This window comes from Kribbella sp. NPDC031520 (assembly GCF_055580825.1).
This window is the reverse complement of the sequence record NZ_JBVIKS010000004.1, coordinates 226,902-245,321: the sequence shown is the minus strand read 5'-3', so window position 1 is coordinate 245,321 and position 18,420 is coordinate 226,902. Positions and strand designations below refer to the sequence as shown.

Sequence of the window (18,420 nt, the reverse complement as noted above, 5' to 3'; positions counted from 1 at the left end):
AGATCCCATCTATTACTGACAGTGAGGCGCCATGTCACGCATCACCTCGGTCGAGGTCGTCGATGTCCGGTTCCCGACGTCGCTGACCCAGGACGGATCGGACGCGATGAACAAGGACGGTGACCACTCGGCGGCGTACGTCGTACTGCACACCGACGACGATGCGGTGTCCGGGTACGGCTTCACGTTCACGATCGGGCGTGGCAACGACTTGTGCGCCGCGGCGGCGCGGCAGCGGGCCGAGCCTTTGATCGGGCGGGATGTCGACGAGTTGTGCGGCGATCTCGGCGCGGTCTACCGGGAGTTGCAGTCCGACAGTCAGCTGCGCTGGCTCGGCCCGGACAAGGGCGTCGTACACCTTGCGCTGGCCGCGGTGATGAATGCCGTGTGGGACCTCGCCGCCCGCCGCGCCGGCGTACCGCTGTGGCGTCTGCTGGCCGAGATGTCACCGGAGCAGTTGGTGGACGCCGCCGACCTGCGGTACCTCACCGACGCGCTCACCCGGGACCAGGCGATCACCCTGCTGGCCGGCCAGGAAAGTGGCCGTAAGCAACGGATTCAGGAGCTCGAGGCAACAGGTTACCCCTGTTACACCACGTCGGCCGGCTGGCTCGGGTACTCCGACGCCAAGCTGCGCAGGCTGTGCGAGGAAGCCGTTGCCGCAGGCTACAAACACGTGAAGCTCAAGGTCGGCGCGGATCTGAACGACGACATCCGCCGGTGCGGCATCGCCCGCGAGGTCCTCGGACCGGACGGTCACCTGATGATCGACGCGAACCAGGTGTGGGACGTACCCGAGGCGATCGAGTGGGTCAAGGCGCTGGCCGAGTTCGACCCGCTCTGGATCGAGGAACCGACCAGCCCCGACGACGTCCTCGGCCACGCCGCGATCCGCAAGGCGGTCGCGCCGATCGGGGTCGCCTCCGGTGAGCACGGCATGAACCGGGTGCTGTTCAAGCAGATGTTCCAGGCCGGCGCCCTCGACTACTGCCAGCTCGACGCCGCACGACTCGGAAGCGTCAACGAAGTACTCGCCGTCTACCTGCTCGCCGCCTGGTTCGACGTCCCGGTCTGCCCGCACGCCGGCGGCGTCGGCCTGTGCGAACTCGTCCAGCACCTGGCGATCTTCGACTACGTCGCCGTCTCGGGTTCGCTGGAGCGCCGTGTCACCGAGTACGTCGACCATCTGCACGAGCACTTCGTCGACCCGTGCGTGGTACGTAACGGTGCGTACGTGCTGCCGGCCGCGCCCGGCTACAGCGCCGAGATGTACCGCGACTCACTCGAGACCTACAGCTTTCCCCACGGCAGCTATTGGGCCGCCCAACGACCAACTGAGGAGCTATGACCGATCTGCTGAAGTGGACCACGCCCGATATCGCCCTGACCTTCGTCCTCGACGACGGTCCGGTCCGGCTGTCCGCGGTGCGCGACTCCGCACAGTCCGGAGGTAGCGGGGCGGATTCGAGCCGACCGTTGGTCGAAGTGGCCGCCGTCGGTCACGGTCATTCCAGCAACCGTCAGGTCGGCAGCGTCCTCGGTGGGCGACTGCGGTACGTCGGGCACGAGGAGACCGAGACGACGCTCCGCATCGTCCAGGAGGAGCCGGTCACTGGTCTACGCATCACCAGCGTCTTCGAAGCGCGAGCCGGCGTCCGCGCCTGGACCGAAGCCTCGATGACCGGCCCGGGCTCTCTGGAACTTACGAGCCTGACATCGCTCGTGGTCGGCCTCGCGTCGATCGACGCCGAGCTGTACTCCGCGGCCAACAGCTGGATGGCGGAGAACCGCTGGTCGAAGCGCGCGGTCCGGGACGTATTGGCCGACATCGTCCGCGACCCGCATCACCACGTCGCCAACAGCCGGTACGCCGTAACCAGTACGAACTCGTGGTCGACGGGCGAGGTCCTGCCCATCGGAGTGCTGGTCGGCAGCAGTGCGCCGTACGCGCTGGGCTGGCAGATCGAACACAACGGGCCGTGGCATTACGAGATCGGTGAGACCGCACAGGGTGGTTACCTGCTGCTCAGCGGACCGACCGACCTCGACCACCAGTGGAGCGTCGAACTCACCGCGGACAAGGCGTTCACGACCGTACCGGTGTCGCTGGTCGCCGGGACCGACGCCGACAGTGTCTTCGCGGCGCTCACGCGTCAGCGCCGTGCGATCCGGGCGCACCGGCCGATCGACGACCGGATGCCGATCGTCTTCAACGACTACATGAACACGTTGCAGGGTGATCCGACCACCGAGAAGTTGCTGCCGTTGATCGATGCCGTGGCCGAGGTCGGTGCGGACTACTTCTGCATCGATGCCGGCTGGTACGCCGAAGGCGACTGGTGGAACACCGTCGGCGCCTGGCAACCGTCGGCCACCCGGTTCCCGAACGGACTCGCCGAGGTGATCAACCGGATCCGCCGCCATCGCATGGTGCCGGGGCTCTGGCTGGAACCGGAGGTCATCGGGGTCCGCTCCCCGATCGCCGGCGAACTACCCGACGACGCGTTCCTCACCCGGCACGGCCGGCGGATCGCCGAGAAGGGCCGCTATCTGCTGGACCTGCGCAGCGCCGCCGCTCGCAGGCACCTCGACAGCACCGTCGACCGGCTCGTCGACGAGTTCGGCATCGGCTTCTTCAACTTCGACAACAACACCCAGACCGGACCCGGGACCGACAAGGTCGGGACGTCGCTGGGCCAAGGTCTGCTGGAGCACAACCGAGCGCTGCTGGACTGGCTCGACGGCCTCCACGCCCGGCATCCGGACCTGCTGATCGAGAACTGTGCCTCCGGCGCGATGCGGATGGACTACGCGATGCTCTCCCGCCTCCATCTGCAGTCCACCTCGGACCAGGAACATCCGTTGCTCTACGCATCCATCGCCGCAGCCGCACCCGCCGCCGTACTCCCGGAGCAGGCCGGCAACTGGGCGTATCCGATCACCGGCACCACCCGCGAGGAGTTCACCCTCGCGCTGGTGAACGGCATGCTCGGCCGGCTGTACCTCTCGGGTCACCTGAACCGGATGACGCCGGCCGAACTGGATATCGTACGAGCCGCCCTCGCCGCGCATCGCGCCGTACTCGCCGAGTTGCCGTCGCTCGTGCCGTCCTGGCCGTTGGGTCTGCCGAACTGGACCGACGAGTGGATCGCTCTCCTCCTCAACGGACCCGATGTCTCCTACCTCGCCCTCTGGCATCGCGCTCCGGGGCCGTCGACGACCACGCTCCCGATCCCACCGTCGAGGATCACGCCGCACTTCCCCACCGACCTCGGCGACTGGAGCTACGCCTGGAACGACGACGCTCTGGTCGTCACCACCACGACATCCGAGCCATCAGCTCGGGTCCTCCGGCTGGAGTGACATGCTCACCGCGACGCGCCTCCCCCGGTCAACGCCCGGCTACAGTGCCGAGATGTACATCTTCAGGTTCCGTTCCCGGGTCTCGCGGGCGGCCGGGGAGCGGTCATGAGCCCGAGCAAGCCGGTCACGCAGGCGCGCACCCCCGGCGTTTCACAGACCGATGTCGTCGTCCAGGGCATCCGGCAACTGATCGTCGACGGACACCTCCGGCCCGGTGACCGGCTCCCGATCGAACGGGACCTGGCCGCCGCGCTCGGGGTATCCCGGAACCCGCTCCGCGAAGGAGTCCGCGCGCTGTCGATCATGGGCGTTCTGGAGACCCGCCAGGGCGACGGCACGTACGTCACCGCGCTCGATCCGTCCATCCTGCTCGCCCCGATGGGGTTCGTCGTGGACCTCCAGCACAGCAGTGGAACCCAGAACCTGCACGCCGTACGACGCATCCTCGAGACCGAGGCCGCCGCGCTGGCGGCGCGCGACATCACGTCCGAGCGACTCGCTGCTGCGGAGGACCTGCTCCGCAGCAACGAAACCGAGCTCGCGCGGCCGGACCCCGATCACGAGACGGTGATCGAGAACGACATCGCCTTCCACCGGATCATCGCCGAGGCGTCGGGCAACTCGGTCCTGGCCGCACTCATCCACGCCCTCGGCGGCCGTACGATGCGCGACCGGCTCCGCCGGTCCATCGCCCAGCCCGGTGCCGACGACACCGCCCACCGCGAACATCTCTCGATCCTCGCGGCCCTCACCGCCCGCGACCCCGACCGCGCCCGGACCCGGATGTCCGCCCACCTCTTCACCGTCGAGGACTACCTACAGAGCCGGCCCGACGCCGAAGGATGACTCCTCAGATGAAGCCCAACTATGCGGGTTACCTCTACGCACACTTCAAGCGCGAATCGGCCGACGGCGAGCAGATCTACTTCGCCCTGAGCGAGGGCAACGATCCCTTGCACTTCGACGACCTCAACGACGGCAGGCCGGTCCTGTACTCGACCCTCGGCGAACGCGGTGTCCGCGACCCGCACATCGTCCGCGCCCCCACCGGCGATCGCTTCTACCTGGTCGCCACCGACCTGCGCCTCTACACCAGCCTGGACTGGGACCTCCATCAACGCCGGGGCAGCCGCTCGATCATGATCTGGGAGTCGACGGATCTCGTGAACTGGGGCGAGGGACGACTCGTCGAGGTCGCACCGCCGGAGGCCGGCAACACCTGGGCTCCGGAGGCGGTCTGGGACCCCGAACAGAACGCGTACCTGGTCCACTGGTCGTCCACGCTCTACGAGAACGCCGAACACTACGGGGACAGCTACAACCGCATCATGTACGCCACCACCCGCGACTTCCGCGACTTCTCCGAACCGCGGGTCTGGATCGACCGGGGCTGGCAGACGATCGACACCACTGTGATCGACCACGACGGCGTGTACTACCGCTTCCTCAAGGACGAACGCAGCCGCAACGGCGAAGCGCCGTACGGCAAGTCGATCTTCTCCGAAACCTCACCGTCTCTGACGGCCGCCGGCTGGAAGCCACTGGCCGAAGGCATCGGTCTCGGAGCAGTCACCCGGGGCGAGGGCCCCCTGGTGTACAAGTCGAACACGGAGCACAAGTGGTACCTCTGGATCGACGAGTTCACCCCCGAACGCCGCTACGTCCCGTTCGAAACCACCGACCTCGCCGACGGCCAATGGATTCCTTCCAATAACCACAGACTGCCGAAAGACCCCTGCCACGGCGTCGTCCTGCCTGTGACGCTCGAGGAGTACGAACGGCTCCGCTCGGCGTGGACCTGAGTGGGCGAGCGCCTTGCTGAGGTGCGGGCGCTCGCCCATCGTGGTGGCTGCTTACGCGTCGTTCTTGAGGTCGCCGTAGAGCTCGACCTCGGACAGGTCGCCGAACCAGCTCGTGGCGTTGTAGATGCGCAGGTACCGGTAGTGGTTCTCGCCCGAGGCCTGCTGGTCGCTCCAGGTGTTCGCCAGTGCACCGGCCACCGACTTGGTGAGGTCGGTCCAGGTCTGGCCGTCGTTCGACCCCTGGACGACCGTACCGTTGGCCCGCTGCGGATGGCTGGCCCGCGGCAGGAACAGCACCTCCTCGGGTTGTACGGTCGCGTGCGCGCCGAAGTCCAGGACGTAGTACGCACCTGGTCCGCTGTTCAGGTCGCCGTACGTATCAGGATTGCGGTCGAAGAGCAGGTAGCCGACCTTGTCGGCACCCAGTCCGGTACCCGGCCATTGCTTGTCGGAAGCGGTGACGGTCGCCACCTTGGCAACGTCGATCAAGCGTGCCGGGTCGCCCGCGATGTACAGCTTCGACCCGTCGGTCGTCCCGTACGCGGTCGGGCCGGCCTTGCCGTTGGCATCGACGTAGTCCACGGCGACCTGGATGTTGCCCGCAGCAACGTTGTCCAGCTTGGCCGCGGCGCGCCAGTTGATTCCGTCCGTCGAGGTCGCCTTCGCCGTCACGCCCTGGACGGTGACCGTCACCTGCTGGAGCGGCTTCTTCGCGGTGACCGCGACGTCGACGGTGTCGCCGGTCATGATCTTGCCCGCGATCGCCTGAGCGGAGGTGATCGAGGTCGACTTCACCAGATTGCCGATCTCGTGCCGCTCTCCGTAGATGTGGAACTCGGTCAGCTCGAACACCCCGCGCACGATCCCGTACAGAACATCCGGTAGCTGTTTGATCATCTGGATCTTCAGGTACCGGAACTGGTCGTCCTGCAGGTCTTTGGCGACATCGAGGGTGTTGTAGTCCTGGGTGAACGCCGTGACCCCCGGGGTGAGACGGGTCCAGGTGACCCCGTCGTTGGAGCCGAACACGGCCGAGTTCGCGATCCGGTCGGCGAAGATGTTGCTCTGGAAGCCGAACTTCGTGGCGGAGACCCGGTAGTCCGGTCCGAAGTCGAACGTGTGCGACAGATTGACTGCCTGCGGGTAGGAGGTCCCGGTCTGTTCGTCGCCGTCGACCAGGTTGACGATCCGGTCAGCGGTGGTGGACGAAGCGACGAGGCCCGGATAGTCGAGACTGCCGTCCAGAGCGAGCTTCGGCGAGAGCGGGCGCAGTCCGTCGACTGCCCCGACGACGGCGGTCAGCGCGGCCAGGTACTCAGTGTCGGATCCCTTCTCGAGCAGGCTGTTCGCGGCGTCGACCGCCTTGCTGTACGCGTCCTTGGTCGCGGACTCGTACGTCGTCTGGGGGTTGTAGCCGTTCTTCGCGAGCTCCAGGGCGCTGGCGCGGTCACCAGCCGCGGTGAGCGTGATGCGGCGGGCAGCCATATTGGTGCCGTCATCGGCCGCAACGGTGACGGTCCAGGAGCCGGCCCGGGTCGGCTTCCAGGTGAGGACGCCGGTGGCCGGATCGAGCGTGGCGCCGCCGGGGAGCCCGGTCGCGGTGTACGTCGTACCCTGCGCGGCGGTCGCGGCGAGGTTGACCTCGGCCTCGGCGCCCAGCCAGCCGACGACTCGGCCGGCGGTGTCGGGAAAGACCGGACCGGTGAGCTCGGCCGCGGCGTTGATGTTGATGTGGTCGAGGTCGACGGTCGCACCCTCGACCTCGATGAACAGGATGTCGTCCATCGGCCCGTCGGTCGTGACGTAGCGCCACTTGCCGCCGGTGTTCGGCACGATCACGGGGTAGTCGCGTTTCAGGGTGCGGCCGTTCCTGGCGGTGTGCAGGTGCAGCACGGCATCACCATTGGTGCGAACGAGGAACCCGAGCTTCGGGCGGTCCGTCGCGCCGTTGAGATAGGCGATCTTCGAGCCCGGGGCCATCCGTACGTAGCCGTCGCCGGTCGTGACCTCGCCGGCCAAGCGCGTGTAGCGGTCCTCGACCTCGTAGAGGTTGGGGTTGTTGCCCAGCGGCCGGGTCGACTCGCCTGCCGCCGCAGCGGGCGCGAACAGCCAGGAATCGCCGCCGCCGTCGACGCCGTCCCACGAGTTGCCGACGACTCCGCCGCGTGAGTACAGCGGGCCAGGGCGTTTGGCGTAGGCCTCGGCGTAGTACGGCGCCATCGCCTTGACGTCCTTGCCGAGCGTGAACCGGTAGTAGTAATAGATCTCCCAGAAGCTCGCGGTGACGTACCGGCCGCGGTAGCCGTCGGCGATGTGGTTGTAGGTGTCGCGGATCGTCCCGTCCGGCGAGATCGCGTACGCCATCGGGGTCCACGCGGTGTCGTAGCCGAGCATGAAGCGCCAGAAGTAGTCGGCGGCGGCGAGGATCCGGTTGCCGAGGAACTCGTACGGTCCGACTGCGTTCGCGGCGTTGGAGACGGTACCGGCAACGGGGTCGACCTTCGTTCCTTGCGCCAGCAACATCCGGGAAATGATCACCGCGTTGGTGAGGTCACCGCCGCCGTGGGCCTGGTCACGGCCCATCTCGGCGTGCTGGACGTGCGGGTCCTTGATCGGCTTGCCGGTCTTGTCGTCGTGGTCGACCCAGCGGAACAGCCGCGCGATCGAGCCGTTGAAGCCCTGGTCCTGCGCGGTGGCGTTCACGGTGAACCATTCGACCGACCGCTTGTAGAGCGCGGTGTCGTCCATGAAGATCGCGCCGGCCATCGCACCCATCAGCGGGTAGTTGTGCTGGTTCATGAAGTGGTTGTTGTCGTTCTGGAACGTCTCGATGACCGGCGTGACGAGGTTGCGGGTGAACGCCTGCGTGTCCGCGTCGGTCCACGGGTACGCTTCGTCGGCGCATGAGCTGTAGCGCAACAGCTCGGCGGCCGACACCATCCGGTTGAGCGGAATGCCGGTATGGATGTGCGCGTCGGTGAAGTACTCGTACTTCGCCGGGTCCAGCTGCTCCCAGATCCGGATGATGTCCAGCGCGTTCTTGCGGTAGACCTCCTCGCCGGTGAGCACGTACAGAACCGCCTGGGTGTAGGACTTCAGACCGTCGGCGATGAAGCGGCCGTTGAAACCTTGGCTGTTGAACGCGTCGGAGGCGGGCTTGGTCGGGTCCGTGCTGCTCCGGTTGGACGACGTCACAGCAGTCCCGGCCGCGGACGACTGCTGCATCGCCCGAAACGACGAGGTCCAGGGTTCGGCGCCCGCGGCGACCTGCCGGCGGGCGTTGTCCAGGATCGGCTGGGTCAGCCCGACGCCGGGATGTACGAACCCCTGCGGGCTGACCGTGGAGTGGAACGACAGGGCACACCCACCCAGCTCCTGGGCGGCGGCCGGTCGGGCCACGGCGTACAGGAGTCCGGTGAGGAGCAGGAGGGCCGCGCTGAACGCGCCGAGTCGCCGGACGCGGCCGCGAACAGCGGCAGGAGTCGGATACAAGACAGCACCTTCTTTCCTGAGGCGGGACAGGAGGACTTCGGGTGACACGCGACGCCGCGACGGGACAGCGGCGGGCTGGGCGGTCGTAGTTAACGATTTCTACGCTAAGCATCATCCGGACGTCGCGGCAAGAGCACGCGGCCTTGACGGTAAGACTTTCTTCTCCTAGCTTTCATAGAAATCGTTAACTATGGCGGCCGCCACCAGCCCGCAGCTCCCCCACCTCACCCCGGAGATACACGCATGCCCAGAAACAGCCGTCGCGCCGTGCTGGCCGGTCTCGCCCTGTGCCTGGCCGCCACCACGGTCGCCTGCAGCAGCGACACCGGTAACACCGCAGCCTCGGGCCCGGTCGAGATCGAGTACTGGGCCTGGTCGCCCGCCCAGCCGGTGGTCGACAAGTTCAACGCCACCCACACCGACGTCAAGGTCAAGCTCGTCAAGCAGGCCGACCTTCCGACCACCGCCACCGGTCTGCGCAACGCCGTCGCGGCCGGCAGCAAGATCCCCTGCCTGGCGCAGAACTTCGGTGATGTCCCGGCCCTGCTGTCGGAAGGCCTCCTCACCGACGTGACCGAGTACATGAAGCCCGCGGAGAGCAAGTTCAAGCCTGCGTCGCTGGTGGCCGCACAGGTTCAGGGCAAGTACTACGGCATCCCGACCGGCACCGGACCGACGTTCATGATGGTCAACCGCGCTGCCTACGACAAGTACGGCGTACCGGTCCCGAAGACGTGGGACGAGGTGATCGCCGCCGGTAAGGCGCTCAAGCCACACGGCGTTCAGGTGATGAACCTGGCCGGTGAGGACCCCAGCACTCTGGTCAACCTGATCATCCAGGAAGGCGGATCCTGGTACTCGGTGCAGAACGACTCCTGGAAGGTCGACTTCCTCTCGCCCGAATCCGTTGCCGCCGCCAACATTCTCCAGCAGCTCGTGGACAACGGACTCGTCGCCAACCAGACGTACCAGGACCGTCCCGCGCTGATCGCGTACTTCGACGAAGGCAAGATGGTCTCCTTGCCGACGTCCACCTGGCAGCTGACCAACTACGAGCTCCACTTCAAGAAGACCATCGGCGACTGGGAACCTGTCGATCTGCCGCAGTTCGCCGGCGCCACGAAGTTCGCGACTCCGGCGCACGGCAATGCCTTGCTCGTGCCGAAGGGATGCCAGCACCCGAAGGAAGCAGCCGAGGTGGGCATCTGGATGAACACCACCAAGGACGGCATCGACGCCACCTACGACAAGGCCACCGGCTCCTACGCCTGGCCCGGCGCCATGCCCGACCCGTCGCCGTGGGTGGACGCCGCCGTTCCGCAGAAGCTGTTCGGCAGCCACCGCTCGGAGGCGAAGACCGTCATCAACAAGGCCTCCGCGTCCGGCGTCGACAACTGGCTCGTCGGCCCCAACTACACCGGTGTCTTCAAAGAACTGCAGGACCAGTGGGCGAAGGCCGTTACCAAGAAGATCACCTTCCACCAGCTCCTCGAGAACATGCAGAAGTTCACCGTCGACGATCTGAAGGTCAAGGGCATCAACGTCGCGAACTGACCCGACGACAGACTTGGAGGAGTACGGATGTCCCTGGATCTGAAACCGCAACCGTTGACCGCGTCGCCTGCCGATCGGACCGGGGACCTCCCTTCCTCCGGCGGGCGGTGGCGCCGGACCGTGGCGCTCAAAGGGGCGTCGTTCACGGTGCCGTTCTTCGCCGGGTTCCTGGTTTTCACAGTCGTCCCGGTGATCATGGCGCTGAGCAAGAGCCTCTACACGGCCAAGAGCTCGGGCCTCGGCTTCGGCGACAAGACCGTCAGCTTCACTGGGTTCGAGAATTTCGACCGCGCCCTGCACGACGTGAAGTTCTGGGGCAGCCTGTGGCGCGTCGCGCTGTTCGCGATCGTCGTCATCCCACTGATCCAGGCCACCAGCCTTGCCCTGGCGCTGTTGCTCGACTCGGTCCGCCGGCGGGTCGCCGGGAAACTCCGGATCGCGATGCTCGTGCCGTACATGAGCCCGGGCATCGTCGCCACGCTGATCTGGATCTATCTCTACAGCCCTGCCGTCGGTCCACTCACGCCCTTCTTCAAGCTGTTCGGGATCAACGCGAACTTCTACAGCAGCGAGCTGATCTGGGTGTCGGTCGGCAACCTGATGGCGTGGGGCAGCATCGGCTTCAACATGCTGATCGTGTACGGCGCTCTGCAGGCGGTGCCGCGCGACATCTTCGACAGCGCACGGGTCGACGGCGCGTCCGAATGGCGGATCGCCTGGTCGATCAAGGTGCCGTACGTACGGCGTTCGCTGGTACTGGTCAGCGTGCTCGGCATCATCGGAACTCTCCAGATCTTCAGCGAACCGTTGCTGTTCCGCTCGATGACTCCGGAGACCGTCACCAAGGACTTCACCCCGATCATGACCATCTACAACCAGGCGTTCGCGGTCGGGGACTTCAACTACGCCGCGGCGCTGTCGATCGTCCTCGCGCTCGTGGTCGGCCTGATCTCGGCGATCTTCTACAAACTCACGAACAAGGCTCCCGCATGAGCACAACTGCTGCTGTCAGACGCCGCCACGACGACGACCTGCCGGCCGGTCACCACCCGTCGAAACTGTCGCGGATCCTGGTCTGGACCGGCCTCGTCCTGTTCCTCGTCTACTCGATCGCACCGGTCTGGTTCCTGATCGTCTCCGCGACCAAGGACCAGCGCGACCTCTACACGACCAACGGCCTGTGGTTCGCCGACTTCCACCTCCTCGACAACACCCGGGACCTGTTCACCTACGACCACAGCATCTTCCTGCGCTGGATGGCGAACACGCTCCTGTACGGCGTCGCCGGCACCGTCGGCATGACGGTGATCTGCGTCGCCTGCGGCTATGCGCTGGCCATGTACCGGTTCCGCGGCCGCGGCGTTCTGATGGGCTGCATCATCGCCTCGTTCCTGATCCCCGGCGCCCTGCTGACCATCCCGTCGTTCCTGCTCTACACCCGGTTGCACATGGTCGACACGCCGTGGGCGATCATCGTGCCGCACTTCTTCAGCGCTTTCTCGGTCTATCTGGCCAAGGTGTACGCCGAAGGCGCGGTCCCGCCGGAGCTGCTCGAGGCGGCCCGGGTCGACGGAGCGGGTGAGTACCGCGCCTTCTTCACCATCGGAGCGCGGCTGATGACGACCGGGTCGGCGACCATCTTCCTGCTCGGGTTCGTCGGCTCCTGGAACTCCTTCTTCGGACCGCTGGTGTTCCTCCGCGGCGAACAGAAATGGACCATCATGCTCGGCCTGTACTCCTGGCTGAACATCAAGGTCGACCAGTCCGTCGACCTGACCGGGCTCGTCATCGTCGGAGCGATCGTCTCCCTCATCCCGATCGTCGCCCTGATGCTGGCCATGCAGCGGTACTGGCGTTCCGGCATCACGCTGGGCAGCCTGAAATAGCTTTCCACTCATGAAGGAGGAGCCCGTGGCCGACCGCCCCGCGGCACTGTTCGCCCTCGGTGCACACCATCTGCAGGACCTGTACCCACCACGGTCCATGCACCGGCTGCAGCGACTTGTGCGAGTCGACCCGACCGTCGTCGCCGAGCGGTTCGACACTGCTGACATCCGGGCCGCTCTGGCCTCGACCGAGTTCCTGATCACCGGATGGGGCTGCCCGCCGATCACCGCGGACGTCCTCGACGCGGCACCGAGGCTACGGGCGATCCTGCACACCGCCGGCTCGGTCAAGGCACTCCTCTCCCCCGCCTGCTGGGAGCGCGGTCTGGCGATCACCTCAGCCGCGACGGCGAACGCCGTACCTGTTGCCGAGTACACCGTTGCCGCGATCCTGTTCGCCGGCAAGAACGTGTTCCGCCTCCGCGACCAGTACCACGCAGCCAGGCACTTCACCCTGGCCGAAGTTCAGCCGGGCGTGGGGAACTACGGCCGGACGATCGGGGTGATCGGCGCCTCGCGGATCGGCCGGCGCGTCATCGAACTGCTCCGTCCGTTCGAGCTGGAGGTGTGCTTGTCCGACCCGTACGTCGACGCCGCCACCGCTGCCGAACTCGGCGTACGCCTGGTCGACCTGGACACGTTGCTGCGCACCAGCGACGTCGTCAGTGTGCACGCTCCCGCGAATCCGGAGACCGATCGGCTGATCGGGGCCGAACAGCTCGCGCTGATGCGGGACGGAGCGACTCTGATCAACACCGCACGTGGCAGCCTCGTCGACACCGATGCGCTGATCGGACACCTCGAGGCCGGCCGGTTGTACGCCGTACTCGACGTGACCGAACCCGAGCCGCTGCCCGCCGGCTCCGCTCTCTGGGAGCTGCCCAACACCTTCCTGACACCGCACATCGCCGGCTCGCATGGCAACGAGCTGGCACGCATGGGTGATTGCGTCATCGACGAGCTCGAGCGTTTCCTCGACGGCCGCCCGTTCGCGCACGCGATCGTGGCGTCCGATCTGGACCGGGTCGCCTAGTGCCCTAACCTATCGTTGACCCGTTCCAGTCCTTTCCGAAAGGGGCCGTGGTGGCTCGGCAACCGACCTCCGGCGAGCGTCCGACCGTCAAGGACGTCGCCGCTTCGTCGGGGGTTTCCGCCACCACGGTGTCCCGCGTACTCGCGGGCAACTACCCCGTCTCGGCGGCTACCCGCGCGCGAGTGATGAAGGCCGTCCGCGAGCTCGACTACGTCATCAACGCCCAGGCGCGAGCGCTCGGCGGCGGCGGTACGAAGACGGTGGCGTTCATCGTCCACGACCTGGTCGGCCCTGCCTTCGCGTACGTCGGGCAGGGCGTCGAGCAGCAGGCCACCGCCGAGGGCCGGCTGTGTCTGGTCTGCACGAGTCACGGCGATCCGGACCGCGAACTGGAAGTCATCGAGCTCATGCGCGAGCAGCAGGCCGAGGCCGTGGTTCTGGTCGGCGGCGGCAGCGACGGCCGGAGCTATGTCGACCGGCTGACGCAAGCAGCCCGTGCGCTGGACAAGTCCGGATCGCGGCTCGTGCTCTGTGGGCGTCCGCCTCTCGGCACGGACGCACCCGCGACAGTGGTCGAGTACGACAACGAAGGCGGCGCCTACGCGGTGACCAGTTACCTGATCTCGCTGGGACATCGCGAGATCGCCTTCCTGGGCGCCGGCGAACCCGGCCACAGCACCATCGACGGACGTCTGCGCGGGTTCGAGCGCGCGCACGAGGCACACCACCTGTCCGCGACGCCGCAGCGCACCCGGGCTGTCACTTTCGACCGCGAGTCCGGGTACCAGGCCACCCGCGATCTGCTCGCCCGCGACCGGAAGTTCACCGCGATCTTCGCCGCGACCGATGTCGTGGCCAGCGGAGTGCTGGTCGCGTTGCGGGAAGCCGGCCTCCGGGTGCCGCAGGACGTCTCGGTCGTCGGGTACGACGACATCCCGCTGGCCAGAGACGTCACACCCGAGCTGACAACGGTCCATGTGGACTACGAGGAGCTCGGCCGGACCGCCGTACGCTATGCCCTCAACCGCGAGCGGCACGCCCTGAGCCAGCACACCGTGCTCGGCACCCACGTCATCATCCGCAACTCCGCCGCCCCACCGCCTGCCCCGTCGTCGTAGAGAATGTCCGGCATGGCCTTACGACAATGGGCGAAAACGTACGCGTACGGGACCGTGGCCGCGAAGCTGGAGAGCCTGAACGCGCGGCACCCGTGGAGCCACAACGATCACTTCCACAGCTGGATCCTCGCGAACCTCCCCGAGCGCCGTCACTCGGCACTCGACGTAGGTTGCGGCCGCGGCGAACTCCTGGCTTCCCTCGCACCACACTTCACGAGCGCCTACGGAGCCGACGCGGACGCGACGATGCGCGAGCTCGCCGCGCGACGTTGCAGCGGTCTCGACAACGTCGCCGTCGAAGCCGACGAGTGGACGACGAGCCCGGGCCCGTTCGACCTCGTGACCATGATCGCGGTACTGCACCACCTCGATGTCCCGAACGCCTTGCGTGACGTACGGCGCCTCCTCGCCCCCAAGGGCAAGTTCCTCGCCGTCGGCCTCGCGGTCCCACGCAACCTCCGCGACCATGCCTGGGACGTCGCGTCTGCCGTGACCAACCCGATCATCGGCTACATCAAGCACCCCTGGCCGAACCCTTCAGGCAAACAAGCCCCACCTTTCCCCGTGCGGGACCCCACGCAGTCGTTCGACGAACTACGCGCCCTCGTCGACGACGTCATGCCAGGTGCGCAGATGCGACACCAGCTCGGCTTCCGCCACACCATCGCCTGGACCAAACCCGAATAGCGAGATCTCAGCGCCCTTCAAGTCGGTGCATCCTGCTCGCCACCTGTGTCGCGGCGACGCCGAGGACTGCGACGGCCGCGGCGACGGCGGCTGCGATCGTGACGGATGCTGCTGACTTCGGGGCCACGGTGACGATGGTTCCGAGGGTTGCAACCCCGACGACGGTACCCAGTTGCCGGGCTGCGTTGAGTACGCCGCTGGCTTGCGTGACTACCTCGGCCGGGCTGGCGTCCATGGTCAGCGTGATCTGTGGGGTGACGCTCAGGCCGACGCCGATGCCGAGCAGCGCGAGGGCGGATTCGCGTACTCCGGCGTCGGCGACGTCTCCGACGGCAAGGAAGACGTCTCCGGCAACGACAGACAGCAACCCGGACAGCAGTAGTTTGCGCGCGCCGAAGCGGTGGGTGAGTCGGGAGCTCGCGAGTGGAAGCACGAAGATCCCGACCGCGGATGCCAGCATGACAGCGCCGGTCGACAGTGCGTCAAAGCCGAGGCGTTGTTGTACGTCGAGAGAGATGACGAAGGCCAGCCCGTAGTAGCTGGCGAACAGCAGGAGTCCGACGGCGATGTACAGGACCGTCGGTGCTCGCAGAAGCTCGCGGGCAACGGCCGGTCGCACGGCTCGACGCTCGTGATGGATGAGCAGCTCTGTGCCTACGAGGAAGGCTGCGCCGGCGCAGAGCACGAGCGGAGACGTGAGTCCTCGGTGGGGCGCTTCGATCATGACGGTTGTCAGCCCAGCGATCATGACGAGCAGGAAGCCGTGGCCGAGCAGAGGCAGCCGAGCACGTTGATGATCGGTGGACCGTAGTCGGAGAGAAAGGGCGCCGGTGGCCATCGCGATCGGCACATTGATCCAGAAGATCGAACGCCAACCGGCGAATTGCACCAGGACCCCTCCGAGCAGCGGCCCGAACGCTTGCGGGCTCCCTGCGGCCGTCACGAAAACTGCTGTCGCCCGCGTTCTGCGGACGCTGTCGTGGGCGTACGCCCGAGTGATCAAGGCCAAACAGGTCGGCGCCAGCATCGCGGCGCCTACACCCTGGACTGCGCGGGCGGCAATCAGTGCGGGCAGCGATGGCGACAGTGCGCAGGCGGCTGACGCAGCGCCGAAGACGACGACTCCGGCGCGGAACACCGCCACCGGGCCGTACCGGTCGCCGATCGAACCGCCGACCGCGAGCAGCGCTGCGAACACCAGTACGTAGCCGTCGACCACCCACTGCAACTGGCTGACCGAGCCGTGCAGGTTCCCGCTGATCGTGGCCTCGACGCGTTGGGCGACAGGTTCGAGCCGATCGTCGCATTCGGCGACTCCGGCTCGGTGGACCAGGACCTGACCGATCAACTCGTCGCCGTCATCAGGCTGCTGGCCACCGATGCGGGCCGCGCGTACCTCGGGCTCGTCGCGGAAAGCTGGTACGACCGGGACCTCGCCGTCGCGCTCGAGGATCGGTACATCAGGCACCGCAGGGCGGCTGCCGCCGAGGTCATCAACCGCGGAGTCGAGCGCGGGCAGCTTCCGGCCGGCACCGACGCGGGGATCGTGATCGATGCGCTGTACGGCGCCGTGTACTACCGGCTTCTCGTCAGTCACGAGCCGCTCGACGAGAAGTACGCCTCCGAGCTGGTCGCCACCGTCTTGCGGCGCCTCGAGCCCTCCTGAGGCCGGCGGGAACCATTTTCGTTGCCGTGGACACAAACCGGATATGAGGCAGTCAGTTCGCATCGATTCGGGACGGGAGCGCACATGCGCGGCAATCTGAGCGGAGCCGGTAGATGATCGCCCTCGACGTGGGGCAGGCTGGTCTGGCGATGGCGACGAGTAGTGATCGGACATTGTGGGAGCGAGCTGCCGAAGGCGATTCGGCGGCGTTCGCTCTGCTTTACGATCGGCATTCCACGGCGATCTACAACTTTCTCCATCGGCGGACGGCGTCGTGGAGTGACGCCGAGGACCTGACTTCAGCGGTGTTCCTGCACGCCTGGCGGCGGCGCGCCGAAATCGTGCTCGACCGCGACTCTGTCCTCCCCTGGCTGTACCGGGTGGCGGACTACACAGCGCGGAACGAATGGCGTTCCAAGGCCCGGTATCGCCGGGCTGTCGAGGCCGCTCACGCGCTGGCCGAACACGTCCGCGACCACGCCGACGACGTGGCCGGCCGGTCCGACGACGACCGGCACATCAGCGCCGCCCGGCAGGCGTTGAAGCGACTACCCAAGCAGGAGCGCGAAGTCATCGAGCTCTGCATCTGGGCCGATCTCGATCAGCAGGCGGCCGCGGTCGCCCTGGACGTTCCGATCGGCACGGTCAAGTCCCGCTTGTCCCGAGCCCGCAAGCGGTTGCGTGAGCTCAGCATCGTTCCTTCCCTGGAGGCTTAGACATGTCCACGCAGTTCACTCCGCCGCCGGTACACGACCTTCGCCCGGCAACTCGCGACCGCCAGCGCGACGAGTTGATCGCAATCGTCGACCACGAGTCCGCTCAGAACCGCCCCCGCCGTCGGCTCGCCCCGCTCGCCGCCGCAGCGGCAATCGTCCTGGTCACCGGCGGTCTCGCGCTCGGACTACCCGCATTGCGCGGCCACAACTCTCAGCCGGCCGTGTCCGGCGCGGCCGGCGGTGCGGCCGCACCAGCCGTTGAGCCGCTGACGAAGGCCGAGAGGACGGCCTACGCCAGGGCATGCGCCAACCCCCAAGCCGGGATCCCCAAGGGGATCGATCAAAGCTACTCCGTGACGGACGGATTCAAATGGGCGAACCCTCCGGCCGGCACTCATGCGGCTGCCTGGGTCGTCGTTCGCTTCACCTCCGGCAGATCGTTCGCCTGTGGCTTCGGCGCCAACGGGCAAAAGACGGAGTTGTTCTGGGCTGGTAGCGGTCAGGCCATCGGGGCCGCGCTCGAGAAGTCAGCCGCCGGCGGCGGGCTCTACACGAAGTCAGTAGCGCGCATCACGGTTGCGTACGGCACCGAGCCTGCTGTCGAGGCCGTTCTGCGGAACGGGTTCTACTTCGTCCCGATGAAATGGAAGGACACTCCCGGACCGCTGAAGCTCGACGCGGCGCCGACGTATACCGTTCGTGCGTACGACGCAAACGGCCAGGTCGTCTACGCCTCCGGCAAGACCGTTCGGGAACAGCAGGCAGAACTCAACAGCTGCTACACCAACCCCGAAGGCACGAAGGTCGTCTTCTCCCTCGCCGGCAAGACTCCCCCTGTCAGCCAGTGCAAGCGCGGAGTCGCCTGGAACTGGTGATCCTGTTCCAGTGAGCCTCTGACCCACACACTGTCCCCCACTCGCGTCGGGTGGGGGACAGCGTTCTGCCGTTGGTCCCCACGTACGAAGCGGTCCAGTCAGCCTTCGGCAGTAGGTCGGTCAGCGCGGACGGCGCGTTGACCAGACCGCGCGGTGAGCTGCGCTCCGCGCGATGCGAGAATGAGCGTGAGGGCAGGTTCTACCGTGCTCGTACTGTGGAGCTGGAAG

General features: G+C 66.8%; 15 protein-coding genes. 13 read left to right on the top strand and 2 right to left on the bottom strand.

Features of this window, described 5'->3' with window-relative positions:
* Nucleotides 1-31 precede the first annotated feature (31 nt).
* The 4 genes from ACZ5BU_RS21880 (at nucleotide 32) to ACZ5BU_RS21865 (ending at nucleotide 5,165) form a co-directional block, all read left to right on the top strand.
* Entirely contained in the window at nucleotides 32-1,348 is a 1,317-nt protein-coding gene (locus tag ACZ5BU_RS21880) for an L-fuconate dehydratase (RefSeq protein ID WP_465701503.1), read from the top strand.
* Complete coding sequence (locus ACZ5BU_RS21875; RefSeq protein ID WP_465701501.1) at nucleotides 1,345-3,363, top strand: glycoside hydrolase family 36 protein; 2,019 nt, start codon at nucleotides 1,345-1,347, stop codon at nucleotides 3,361-3,363. Before ACZ5BU_RS21880 ends, ACZ5BU_RS21875 begins: the two co-directional genes overlap by 4 nt.
* A gap of 105 nt (nucleotides 3,364-3,468) precedes the next feature.
* Nucleotides 3,469-4,209 (top strand): FadR/GntR family transcriptional regulator, encoded by a 741-nt coding sequence (locus ACZ5BU_RS21870; protein ID WP_465701499.1) that lies wholly within the window; start codon nucleotides 3,469-3,471, stop codon nucleotides 4,207-4,209.
* A gap of 8 nt (nucleotides 4,210-4,217) precedes the next feature.
* On the top strand, nucleotides 4,218-5,165 hold the full coding sequence (locus tag ACZ5BU_RS21865) for a glycoside hydrolase family 43 protein (RefSeq protein ID WP_465701497.1): 948 nt from the start codon (nucleotides 4,218-4,220) through the stop codon (nucleotides 5,163-5,165).
* Between the two features lie 51 nt (nucleotides 5,166-5,216).
* Here the strand turns inward: ACZ5BU_RS21865 and ACZ5BU_RS21860 are convergent, their stop codons facing one another.
* A complete protein-coding gene (locus ACZ5BU_RS21860; RefSeq protein ID WP_465701495.1) occupies nucleotides 5,217-8,657 on the bottom strand; it encodes a putative Ig domain-containing protein in 3,441 nt (1,146 codons plus the stop codon).
* Nucleotides 8,658-8,900: 243 nt separating this feature from the next.
* On the opposite strand from ACZ5BU_RS21860, the gene ACZ5BU_RS21855 reads away from it, so the two are divergent.
* Genes ACZ5BU_RS21855 through ACZ5BU_RS21830 form a run of 6 tightly spaced genes read left to right on the top strand, consistent with a single transcriptional unit; the run spans nucleotide 8,901 to nucleotide 14,935 of the window.
* Nucleotides 8,901-10,211 (top strand): ABC transporter substrate-binding protein, encoded by a 1,311-nt coding sequence (locus tag ACZ5BU_RS21855; protein ID WP_465701493.1) that lies wholly within the window; start codon nucleotides 8,901-8,903, stop codon nucleotides 10,209-10,211.
* Nucleotides 10,212-10,238: 27 nt separating this feature from the next.
* Nucleotides 10,239-11,204, top strand: coding sequence for a carbohydrate ABC transporter permease (locus ACZ5BU_RS21850; protein WP_465701491.1), 966 nt, complete (start codon nucleotides 10,239-10,241; stop codon nucleotides 11,202-11,204).
* The gene (locus tag ACZ5BU_RS21845) at nucleotides 11,201-12,097 is read left to right on the top strand and encodes a carbohydrate ABC transporter permease (protein WP_465701489.1); all 897 of its coding nucleotides are present in this window, start codon (nucleotides 11,201-11,203) and stop codon (nucleotides 12,095-12,097) included. The genes ACZ5BU_RS21850 and ACZ5BU_RS21845 overlap by 4 nt, the downstream gene beginning before the upstream one ends.
* A gap of 10 nt (nucleotides 12,098-12,107) precedes the next feature.
* On the top strand, nucleotides 12,108-13,130 hold the full coding sequence (locus tag ACZ5BU_RS21840) for a hydroxyacid dehydrogenase (RefSeq protein ID WP_465701487.1): 1,023 nt from the start codon (nucleotides 12,108-12,110) through the stop codon (nucleotides 13,128-13,130).
* 50 nt (nucleotides 13,131-13,180) lie between these two features.
* Nucleotides 13,181-14,248: a LacI family DNA-binding transcriptional regulator gene (locus tag ACZ5BU_RS21835; RefSeq protein WP_465701485.1), complete on the top strand. Its 1,068-nt coding sequence runs from the start codon at nucleotides 13,181-13,183 to the stop codon at nucleotides 14,246-14,248.
* Between the two features lie 12 nt (nucleotides 14,249-14,260).
* Entirely contained in the window at nucleotides 14,261-14,935 is a 675-nt protein-coding gene (locus ACZ5BU_RS21830; protein ID WP_465701483.1) for a class I SAM-dependent methyltransferase, read from the top strand.
* 7 nt (nucleotides 14,936-14,942) lie between these two features.
* Here ACZ5BU_RS21830 and ACZ5BU_RS21825 read toward each other — a convergent pair whose 3' ends face one another.
* Nucleotides 14,943-16,283 (bottom strand): MFS transporter, encoded by a 1,341-nt coding sequence (locus tag ACZ5BU_RS21825; protein WP_465701481.1) that lies wholly within the window; start codon nucleotides 16,281-16,283, stop codon nucleotides 14,943-14,945.
* Here ACZ5BU_RS21825 and ACZ5BU_RS21820 point away from each other — a divergent pair.
* The 3 genes from ACZ5BU_RS21820 to ACZ5BU_RS21810 all read left to right on the top strand — a co-directional run bounded on the left by ACZ5BU_RS21820 (nucleotide 16,260) and on the right by ACZ5BU_RS21810 (nucleotide 18,192).
* A complete protein-coding gene (locus tag ACZ5BU_RS21820) occupies nucleotides 16,260-16,601 on the top strand; it encodes a TetR-like C-terminal domain-containing protein (protein WP_465701479.1) in 342 nt (113 codons plus the stop codon). The genes ACZ5BU_RS21825 and ACZ5BU_RS21820 overlap by 24 nt on opposite strands.
* Before the next feature lie 113 nt (nucleotides 16,602-16,714).
* Complete coding sequence (locus ACZ5BU_RS21815; RefSeq protein WP_465701477.1) at nucleotides 16,715-17,317, top strand: RNA polymerase sigma factor; 603 nt, start codon at nucleotides 16,715-16,717, stop codon at nucleotides 17,315-17,317.
* 2 nt (nucleotides 17,318-17,319) lie between these two features.
* A complete protein-coding gene (locus ACZ5BU_RS21810; protein ID WP_465701475.1) occupies nucleotides 17,320-18,192 on the top strand; it encodes a hypothetical protein in 873 nt (290 codons plus the stop codon).
* Nucleotides 18,193-18,420: the final 228 nt, after the last annotated feature.